Here is a 9978-nt window from a genome sequence, read left to right on the forward strand (position 1 = left end):
GTGTAGACAACAAACCAAGAGCCCGTCATGCAGAGCGCAGCGAAGCATCTCGCCCGCCACCAGTAATTACTTACTGCACGCGAGATGCTTCGCTGCGCTCTGCATGACGGGCTTTTTTCAAGACTCTTTATGTCCACACACCCTAGGGCGTCGGACCGGGCCAGGGGCGGGAAACCAGTGGCGAAACGGGTCTAGAACAGGAAGTCGAACCCGACGAAAACAAGCTTCTCCTCCCCCACCGAGTAGGTGGCGTTGATGACGGCTTGCTTGAGAATGTCGAAGTACACGCCGCCGCCAAAGCCGCTGTGAAAAGCCGAGATGCCGGTGCGCACGTCGTTGCCGGAATACACGCGGCCAAAGTCAGCCAAACCGAGGATACCGGCTTTGCCGGGGAACAGGTAGGCGTTGAAGGAGAACAGCTGCAGGCGGGCTTCGGTGTTGGCGTAGAGGCTGCGGCGGCCCGCGAAACGGGTGCGGCGGTAGCCGCGCAGGTTGGTGGTGCCGCCCAAGGTATTGGCCTGGTAAAAACGGTAGTCGCCGATGTTGTGGGCCACGCCAATGCGCCCGGCGTAGGTAATCTGGAACGGCAGATTGGGCGTGAGGTAGGCCCGGATTTCCGAGGTGAGGCGGCCGAACTGCAGCTTCTCGCCGTTGAGCTGGAAGTTGTACTGCGCCTCGTTGTACCAGCGAATGCCGATGCGCGGGTTCTTGGGCGACGAGCTGGCGTCGAGGTTGAAATACACCAAGCCGCCGGCGTAGCGGTTCAGCTGGAAGTCGGACGCGCGCACGCCGAAGCGCAGGTCCTCGTAGTCTTCGCCAATGGTTTCGCGGATGACGTCGCCGATGGGGTTACGCGACACCCGGAACTGGTCGTACTGCGGGCCAAAGCCCATTTTGAGGAAGCTGAACAGGTTGCGCTCCAGGGTGGGCGCCACGTAGAGGCGGTCGAAGCGCACGCGGTAGGCGCTGTTCACGGTGCGCACCGTCACGCGGCCGCGGTTTTCGTCGGGCAAGGCCAGGTTGCCGGTGTTGTTGCCAATACCGAAGAAGTTGTAGAGCAGCTGCGGGCCGTAGTACTGGGCCACCACGCGCAGGTCGTACTTGCCAAACACGCGGGTAAACTGCCCGGTGTAGCGCAGGTTGTAGGCATCGCGGGCCGGGGCGAAGTTGGCCACCAGGCTTTGCTCGGAAGCAAAAGGCTCGCGCCGGAAGCCGTAGCGGCGGTGCGTGACGCCGCCGCCCACCAGCACGCCGTCGTCGACGTTGTAGCCAAAAAACAGGGCCGGGCCGGTGTAGTTCAGGCGGTAATCTTTCAGGTCGAAGCGCTTGGGGTGGTCGTAGCGGCTCACGTCCACGCCGGGCTCGAGGCGCAGGCGGGCTTCCTTGCCGGCGTTGATGACGTTGCCGGTGTCGGCGTCGTACACGTACGTCTTGTGGCTGGAGCCCGACACGTGGCTCACGTCGGTGATGGTGTCGCGGCCGGTGCCGGCAATCAGGCGCATCTGAATGCCTTTCTTGGCGTCGCCCTTCACGTCGTACACGTCGTTGCCGCTGATGCCGTAGAGGCGAATTTCGTTGGTTACGCCGCGCTCAATCACGCGGTCGTAAAGCACTTTGCTCAAGGCGCCCTCCTTCGTGATTTTGCGCACCGTGACGTGGGTGTTGCCGTCGGGCAGGCGCTCCACCACAAACTTCTCGTTCTTCTCGCTGCCGCGCACTTCCACGATATCGGCCACCACGTCGGCGTATTTGGCGGCCACTTCGGGCAGCAGTTCGCGTCGGCTCTTGAGCTTGGCGATGATTTCCTTGCCGTGCAGGTCGTAAATCTCCTTGGGCCACCGGTCGCGGAAGGCCTTTTCGATGATGTCATCGGTGAGGTGCTCCTTCATGTACTGGGCCTGGGCCACCCACTGCTCGCGCGTGACGCGGCTCAGGAAGGTGCGGTCGTTGGCCAGGGCGGTTTGGTTCAGGCCCTTGTAGTCGGCGTAGTCGTAGCCAAAGTTCTGGAAGTTGCGCACCGCAAACCGCCGGCTGATGATGAACGGCAGCACGCCGTCGCCCTTGAAGAAGGCAATGTCGCGGTCTTCGGGCACGGCCGTGAAGGTGCGGTCGCCGTCTTTGCTCTTTTTCTCGGCCCAGCGCCACTGGTCTTCGTGCCGGTCCCAGTCGCCAATCCACATGTCAAACAAGCGCGAGCGGGCAAAGGCCACCTCGTCCACCTTGTTGTCGTTGTCTTCGAGCACGCGTTCGAGCACCTTGTCGGTGCCCACCAGGTTGGTGGCGTTGCCCAGGCTGGCCACGTTGCTCTGGTCGTCTTTGGCGTCTTCTTCCAGGGCTGCGGCCTTGTTCGAAAACGCGCTGTAGTACTGCCCCAGCAAGGGGTCCTGCGGGATGTACACCGGCTCGGGGTTGGTGTGCAGAATGCCAGCGGCCGACGCCAGCGGGGGCAGCGCAAACGAGGCAAACGGGTGCTGGGCCGAAATCTGGTCCTGCAGCACGTCTTTGGCGAAGCCGGTGCGCAGGGCTTCGGGCAGCACGGCGGCGGGGTCCTTGTCGATGCCGCGCAGCGAGAAGTTGTGCCCGGCTTCGTTGCGCACTTTCAGGGAGGCGGTTTGCTTGCCGCCGCCGGTTTTGTAGGGCACCAGGCCGCCTTTGGCGGTGGCCAGGTCCAGCAGCGGGAACTTCACGGGCGTGGCCCACTCCTTGCGGTAGTGCTTGCCCAGCAGCCAGTTGTGAAGCTTGCCGTGGTCGTTGTAGGCGGGGTTCACGGCCACCACCACGCTGCTGTCGCGGAAGTTGCGGCGCGAAACCAGCGCCCCCGCCCCTTGCGAGGCCGCGGCTTCCACGGCGTCTTCTTTGGCTTGTTGCTTTTCCACGGGCGTTACGGGGGCGGCGGGGTCGCTGCTGGCCACGGCCGGGCTGGTGCTCTTGGCGTAGAGCGGGGTGCGGAACACCAGGCGGGCTTTTTCGCCGCTGCCTTCGGGCACGAAGTACTCGGTCCACACCTGGCCGTCGTCGTAATAATTCACGCGGGCAAAGCCTTTCTCCTTGTCCGAAAACAACGCCCCGCCGCCGTCGCCGGGCTTCACGTGCTGGGTTTTGCAGCCCGAGCCGCTCACGATGCAGTGCGTGGTGCCCTCCTTAAAATACTGCAAGTTGTGCTCGTGCCCCGCCGCGTAAATGATGTTGGGGTACTTGTTGAAAATATCCATCAGGCCCTTTTTGTAGGCCTGGTACGAAGGGTGGGCAATGTCCTGGCTTACGCCGCCATACTTGCGGGCAAACGGGTAGATGGACCCGATGATGGGCAGCGGAATAAACGCGTACTTGTAAACGATGCTGAGCGGGAAGAAATGGTCGCCCAGCGTGAAGTAGCCGCCGTGCACGCCGTCGGAAAACAGCGGGTGGTGGCCCACCACCATGATGTTCTTGTCCTTGTTGCGGGCAATGATGTCCTCCAGCTGGGCCATGAAGTCGGTTTCGTCCTCCACGCCGCAGCCGCCGTCGGAGCCGTAGGGGCGCTCGCTCTGGCGGGTCAGGAACCACTGCGAGTTGATGGTAATCAGCACGAGGTCGTCTTGCAGGCGCACTTCGTAGGGGCCGGGGCAGCCGTTGCTGGGCGTGATGAAGTCGCCGGTGTAGGAGAAAGCCGTCGAGTCGCTGGCCATGTAGGTTTCGGCGTAGCGCTGCTCGCGCAGCACCTGCTCGAGGCCGCCGGGCAGGCCCTGCTTCCAGTCGTGGTTGCCCGGAATCATGTACTTCTCGCCCTTGTAGCCTTTCAGCACGTCAATCTGGTCGCGCAGGCGGCGCTCGGACTCTTTGCGGTCGTAGGCGCCTTCTTCGGGCATGCCGTACTCGTAAATGTTGTCGCCGAGGTAAATGGTGGTGCTTTTGCTGCCGGCCACCATGATTTGCTTGCGCAAAAAATTCAGCGAGGGCTCGCCGCCGTTTTCCTGGGCAATGGGCTTGCCCACGTCGCCAATCAAGAACACCGAATACCGAATGCGGGAGCTGTCGGGCGGCAGCTTGGACTCCCACCCCACGCCGGCCCGCCGGTAGTTGGGGCGCGAGTTGTGGGGATTTTGGTCAGACTCGCCGCTCTGGGCTAACGTAGAAAAAGGAAACGCCAAAACCGCGCAGAGCAAAGACAGCGCGGGACGAAAGCGAAAAAATAAGGACATATAACAGAAAATGGGGGGCGCAGGAACCCCGTCGCGGGGGATTGGTTTAAATTTACGACCGCCGCGGGACAAGACGAATAGCCCCGTTACGCAAAGCGCGGCCATGCGGTTAGGCCGTGGTTTTTAACTTACGGTCGGTGCTTCGCGTTGAAAGCCGGCGAGCCCGCCGGATGGACTGGCCGTAGCTACGCTTCTCATGAAAGAAATCACCCCCGAACCCGTCGAAACCACTGGCCTGCCCACGCCGCTAGTTTCGTCGGAAACCGTTGGCAAAGAACCGGCCCCGCCCCTGGCTACGGCCGAGCTTGGCGCCGCCGAAAAGCCGCCCAAAGCCAAGCCCTCGCCCCTGGTAAAAGAAGCGCAAGCACACGTCACGGAGCTGTTTGAAAAGGAGTTGCAGCCGCGGCTCACCTACCACACCCTACGCCACACCGAAGCCGTGGTGAAGGAGAGCCGCGCCCTGGCCGCCGCTGCCAACCTGGGCCCCGAAGACACGGAAGCCCTGCTGCTGGCCGCCTGGTTTCACGACACGGGCTACCTCGACGTGTACGACGGCCACGAATTCCGCAGCATGGAGCGCGCCGTGACGTGGCTGGGCGAGCACGGCGCCCCCGCCACCCAAGTGGAGCTGGTAAAGGAGCTCATCCGGGTGACGCACCGCGACGAGGAGCCCCAAACCGAGCTGCAAAAGCTGCTGGCCGACGCCGACATGAGCAACCTGGCCCGCGACGACTTCCGCTCCAGCGCCGAGCTGCTGCGCACCGAATGGGAGCTGGTGTTCGGCAAAAGCTACTCCAACACCGAGTGGGCCGAGCTGCAGCTCAACTTCATGATGGAGCACAAATACCTCTCGGAAGCGGGCAAGGACCGGTACCGCGAGGCCTTCAAAGCCAACCTGGCCGCGCAGCGCGACCAGCTCAAAAAGAGCGAAAAGAAGCAGAAAAAGAAGAAGGAGGAACTCACCGAAACCTTCGCCGACCCCAAGCGCGGCGTGGAAACGATGTTCCGGACGATGTACAACAACCACATCAAGCTCTCGGACATGGCCGATAAGAAGGCCGGCATGATGATTCAGCTCAACGCCGTGTTGCTGTCGGTCATCATCACCTACCTGGGGGCCAAGTCGTCGGCGCTGGGGCCGGCCTTCACCCGCAACCCGGTGCTGGCCGTGCCCATGGGCATTTTGCTGCTCACCTCGCTGGGCTCGGTGGTCACGGCCATTCTTTCAGCCCAGCCCGACGTAACGAGCTTTAAGTGGCTGAAGAAAAGCCCCGAAATTGCCACCAACCGCCGGGTAAACCTGCTGTTCTTCGGCAATTTCACCAAGCTCAGCCTCGACAATTTCCAGAGCGGCATCCGGGAGCTGATGCGCGAGAAAGAAGGCCTCTACACCAACATGGTGACCGACGTGTACTACCTCGGCGAGGTGCTGGCCCGCAAGTACAACCTGCTGCGCACCAGCTACTCTGTGTTCATGGTCGGGCTCATTCTGACGGTGCTTTCCTTCATGATTGTGCTGCTGTATAAGTCTTAATTTTCAGTTGTTAGTTGCTCGTTGTCAGTTGTTAGGAGCCTTGCTGACAACTAACAACGAGCAACTACTCTACCTAGCGCGGCCTTCTTCTTCGGCGCTGCCGGTGGTGCTGCTTTTGCGGCTGAAGGTGGACTGGCCGAAGCGGTAGGTGAAGCGGGCCGACAGGCGTTGGGTGTCGCGGAGTTGCAGCGTGCTCACGTCGATGCCGTTATAGCGCCCGTAAAACGACTCCCGGTAGGTATTGAACACGTCGCTGGCCGTCAGCAGCACGGTAGCTTTGCCCTTTAGCACTGGCTTTTGCAGGCTCAGGCCCACCGTGCCGGAGCTGCGCGTGCGGTAAATCTGGCTGGCGCCGGGCCCGGAATATTCATAATTGACTTCCAGCGTCGCTTTGTGCGGCAACGAAAACACTTGCTGCCCGTCGAACTGCACCGTCCACGCGCGGTTGTCGAAGCGGCTGCCCGCAAAGGCCGACGCGGTCCGGAAATGGTAGGCGGTGAGGGTGTTTTGCATTTTCCACCACGCCGTGACTTTGACGGGCGCGGTGGCCTCGAAGGACAGAAGTTCGGTCAGGTCCTGGTTGGCCCAGGTATAGCGAATCACGCCGCTGCGCTCGTCCTGAATGGGCAGCTGCGCGGGCACGTCGCGGCCGCGCTGGTACGTTGCCGTGAGGGCAAGGTCTTTCACCACCACCCGCACTTCGGTGTTTAGGCGAATGGCGGGCAGCAGAAACGGGTTGCCTTCGTTGTACTGGTAAGGCCCCACGTACAGCCGGAACGGGTTAAGCGCCGAGAAAGACGGCCGCTGCAGCTTGCGACTGAACGTGAGCGCCACGCTGTGCCGCTCGTCGAACTTGTGCTGCAGCTGCAGGCTGGGCAGCCAGCGGTAGTAGGCGCGGGTGGTTTGGCTGTCCAGCGTGAGCGAGTTGCCCACCGAGCGGGTGTATTCCAGCCGTAGAGCGGCGTCGACGGTGTTTTTGCCCCAGGTACCGGTCAGGCCGCCGTAGCCCGCGCCAATCCGCTCGTCGTATTGGAATTGGTTGCTGCGCGAGAAGTCTCGCACCCGCAGGCCCGCGCCGGCCAAGGTGTCGTATAGCAGAGCGTTGTCGGTGGAGGTGCGCACGAATTTGGCGCCGACGCTCAGCTTCACCTCGCCGAGAGCGTGGCTGTAATCGGTGCGGAGCGAGCGAATGCGGGTGGACGAGGACAAGTCCCCGAGCAGCAGCGCCGGAAAACGCAGCGGGTTTTGGTTGGGCGAAGCAAACGTGGTGCGCACGTCCTGGGCTTCCTCGTTGCGATAAGTCGCGTAGTCGAGGTAAGCCAGGAGCTCGTCGCCTTGCGGGCCCAACTTGGCGCGGTAGCTCACGTCGACCACCACGTTGCCGGGCCGGGCTCGGGCGAGGGTGCTGCCCGGCAATTGGTAGTCCTCAACGAGCCGGCCGCTGGCATCGGTAGTTGCCAGGAAAGTGGTGCCCGCGGTGGAAGTCCGCTGGCGGCTGTCGAGCCCGCGCACCAACACGCCCACGGTTTGCTTGGCACTGAGCACGTAATCGGCCGCGAACTGATACGACAACGGCCACCGCCGAAACCGCTGAAACAGCGTGTTATCGAACGTACGCTGCCTGGCCGCATCCCGAACAATGCGCCGCCCGCTCCCCTCCAGGTACTGGTTGCGCTCGAAGTAGCCCAGCTGCCCGTACAGCACCCAGTGGCGCGTTTTGAAGGTGCCGCTGCTGCCCATTTCGTAACCGCCGTAGCGGCGGTTGAGCGTGCCGCCGGCATAGGCGCTGCCCTGCAGGCCGAGGGTTTTGTCCTGCTTCAGCCGGATGTTGATGACGGCGCGGGTGTCGCCGTCGTACCGCGCCGAGGCGTTGCTGATGATTTCTACTTGCTCGATGTCTTCGGTGGCCAGGTTCTGCAGCTCGTCGGCGGTGAGGGGCAGCTGCCGGCCTTCCACGTACACCACCGGCGCCACGTTGCCCGAGAGCAGAATGGCGCCCAGCGGGTCTACGCGCACGCCAGGAGCCCGGCGGAGCACATCGAGGGCACTGGGGGCGGTTTTGAAGAATGAGTTGGTCACGTTCAGGGTCACTTTGCCCAGGCTGCGCTCCACCACGGGTTTTTCGCCCTGCACCACCACTTCGCTGAGCAGCTTGCTTTCGGTGGCGGCGGTGAGGACGCCCACGGCCAGCGGTTCGGTGCCGACCGTCAGCGTAGGGCTGATGACGGGGCGGTAGCCGAGGGCCTGCACGCGCACGCGGTACGGCCCTGGCTTTACGCCCTCCAACGCAAACTGGCCCTGCACATCGGTGGCCACGGCCTGTATCACGGTGGCGGTGTCGGGGCTGCCCACTAGGAGAACGGGCGCAAACTCCACGGGGCGCTGCTGCTCGTCAAGCACTTGGCCGCTGAGGCGGACGCCGGCCTGAGCGTGGGCATGGTTAACAAGGGCTAATAGATAAAACGCCAGCAGGTAAAGGTGTTGCATCAGACGCTTTGCAGAAAAGAAGGTGAGGCATTTCTACTTTCGCTGGCCGAAGGGGGCTGCGAGCAGATTGGCAGGGGTACCGGCCTTCGAGCAAATCGTTACAAGGGCATCCGATGATTTTTGCGAATGCTTGAATGCGGGCGCATCTAGAAACCAGTTTTGTACCCCGGCGGCCTAGCTGTTCTCCAAACGAAGGCGCTTGCCTCCCCTACCAGATGCCTTACCTTTGTGGCAATTATCACTGGCTGCGTAGTTCAAGGGATAGAATAGGCGTTTCCTAAACGCTTGATAGCAGTTCGAATCTGCTCGTGGCTACTTGGTTATCAATGCGTTAAAAAGGCTGCTTTCGAATCGAAAGCAGCCTTTTTACTCAATTACGCGGGCAGTGAGGCCAGACGCGGCTACCCCCACTGCCGCGGCCGACAACCGCCCGTGGTCGAACTCCCAATGATGATTGGGGCACAGCGCCACCAGATTAGCGAGTTCGTTCACGTCCGCCACAGAGTCGGTGGCCCGAAACCCGCTGATGGGCTTGATGTGGCACACTTCGTAATGTACAGCGTATCCACAAATTGCGCATTGCTTGGGCCGGCTTGATTTGCGGTAGGCCATACGGGCCAAGCTGCGAATTTGCGCGGCATACTGTTGCAGCGCTTTGGCTCGAAGCTGGTGCAGCGACACCGTTCGCCAATCAACGAAACTGGGGTTGCAACTGTCGCAGGTGGTGCGCCTGGTCGAAAGAGCAATGTCGCAATGCTTGCATTTGCGCGCATTGCGCCGGCGACTGGGAAATGCCTTCCCATTTACGCGGTTGGAACAGGAGCGGAAGCAATACTTCGCGTTGGCTGTAGCAGCGCCGCAATGCAGGCAATTATTCAGGGCTCAAATTACTGGATATTGCCAGTCAATTCGACCTGCCGCAATGAAGAAACTCTTGCCCCTGCTACTCCTCGCCGCAGCTTCAGCCTTCGCCCAGAAGCGCCCCACCTCCACCCCCGAAAACCTCGTCCAGTACGCGCACCCCATGGTGGGCACGCAGAAGATGGGCCACACCTACCCCGGCGCCACCGTGCCCTTTGGCATGGTCCAGCTCTCGCCCGATACCGACACGCTGAGCTACGAGCTGAACGGCAAGTACAACCCCGACATCTACAAGTACTGCGCGGGCTACAAGTACGAGGACAAAACCATCGTCGGCTTCAGCCACACGCACTTCAGCGGCACGGGGCACTCCGATTTAGGCGACTTCCTCATCATGCCCACCACCGGCCCGCTGCAGCTCAATCCCGGCACCGCCGACCGGCCCCAGAGCGGCTACCGCTCCGCTTTTTCTCATAAGAATGAGGTAGCAGAGCCTGCCTATTACAAGGTGAAGCTCGATGACCACAACATCACCGCCGAGCTCACGGCCACCGCCCGCGTGGGCTTCCACCAATATACGTTTCCGGCATCTGAGCAGGCGCACGTCATCCTGGACCTAATGGCCGGCATCTACAACTACCCGGACAAGAACGTGTGGAGCTACGTGCGCATCGAAAACGACTCGCTCGTGACCGGCTACCGCCAAACCACCGGCTGGGGCCGCACCCGCACCGAGTACTTCGCCATGCAGTTCTCGAAGCCCTTCAACACCTCCGGCGCCCGCAAATACGACCCCAAGGAAGTGTACCGCGGCTTTTGGGGCCGCTTCGACCAGACCAAGAACTTCCCCGAGCAGGCCGGCCGCCAGTTGCGCCTCTACTTCGATTTCGGCACCGTGGCCGGCGAGAAAATCAA

General features: G+C 62.0%; 4 protein-coding genes, 1 tRNA gene and 1 pseudogene. 3 read left to right on the top strand and 3 right to left on the bottom strand.

Going from position 1 to position 9978, the window contains the following annotated elements:
- Positions 1-191: 191 nt before the first annotated feature.
- Positions 192-4181 (bottom strand): metallophosphoesterase, encoded by a 3990-nt coding sequence (locus VF629_RS00770; protein WP_331056531.1) that lies wholly within the window; start codon positions 4179-4181, stop codon positions 192-194.
- Between the two features lie 196 nt (positions 4182-4377).
- Here VF629_RS00770 and VF629_RS00775 point away from each other — a divergent pair, with 196 nt between their 5' ends.
- The gene (locus VF629_RS00775; RefSeq protein WP_331056532.1) at positions 4378-5715 is read left to right on the top strand and encodes a Pycsar system effector family protein; all 1338 of its coding nucleotides are present in this window, start codon (positions 4378-4380) and stop codon (positions 5713-5715) included.
- Between the two features lie 69 nt (positions 5716-5784).
- On the opposite strand, the gene VF629_RS00780 is transcribed toward VF629_RS00775, so the two are convergent.
- Positions 5785-8202: an outer membrane beta-barrel protein gene (locus tag VF629_RS00780; RefSeq protein WP_331056533.1), complete on the bottom strand. Its 2418-nt coding sequence runs from the start codon at positions 8200-8202 to the stop codon at positions 5785-5787.
- Positions 8203-8445: 243 nt separating this feature from the next.
- On the opposite strand from VF629_RS00780, the gene VF629_RS00785 reads away from it, so the two are divergent.
- Positions 8446-8517, top strand: a tRNA-Arg gene (locus VF629_RS00785).
- Positions 8518-8568: 51 nt separating this feature from the next.
- Here VF629_RS00785 and VF629_RS00790 read toward each other — a convergent pair.
- On the bottom strand, positions 8569-8814 hold the full coding sequence (locus VF629_RS00790) for an HNH endonuclease signature motif containing protein (RefSeq protein ID WP_331056534.1): 246 nt from the start codon (positions 8812-8814) through the stop codon (positions 8569-8571).
- Between the two features lie 310 nt (positions 8815-9124).
- Between VF629_RS00790 and VF629_RS00795 the strand changes: the two are divergent.
- Positions 9125-9978, top strand: a pseudogene (locus VF629_RS00795) (glycoside hydrolase family 92 protein); the annotation flags it as partial.

Origin of the sequence: Hymenobacter sp., assembly GCF_036388155.1 — a bacterium.
Lineage (GTDB): Bacteria > Bacteroidota > Bacteroidia > Cytophagales > Hymenobacteraceae > Hymenobacter.

Bases quoted from the DNA above. Each gene is read 5' to 3' on its own strand.
- VF629_RS00770 (WP_331056531.1), bottom strand. From the start codon at position 4,181: ATGTCCTTATTTTTTCGCTTTCGTCCCGCGCTGTCTTTGCTCTGCGCG.
- VF629_RS00775 (WP_331056532.1), top strand. From the start codon at position 4,378: ATGAAAGAAATCACCCCCGAACCCGTCGAAACCACTGGCCTGCCCACG.
- VF629_RS00780 (WP_331056533.1), bottom strand. From the start codon at position 8,202: ATGCAACACCTTTACCTGCTGGCGTTTTATCTATTAGCCCTTGTTAAC.
- VF629_RS00790 (WP_331056534.1), bottom strand. From the start codon at position 8,814: ATGGCCTACCGCAAATCAAGCCGGCCCAAGCAATGCGCAATTTGTGGA.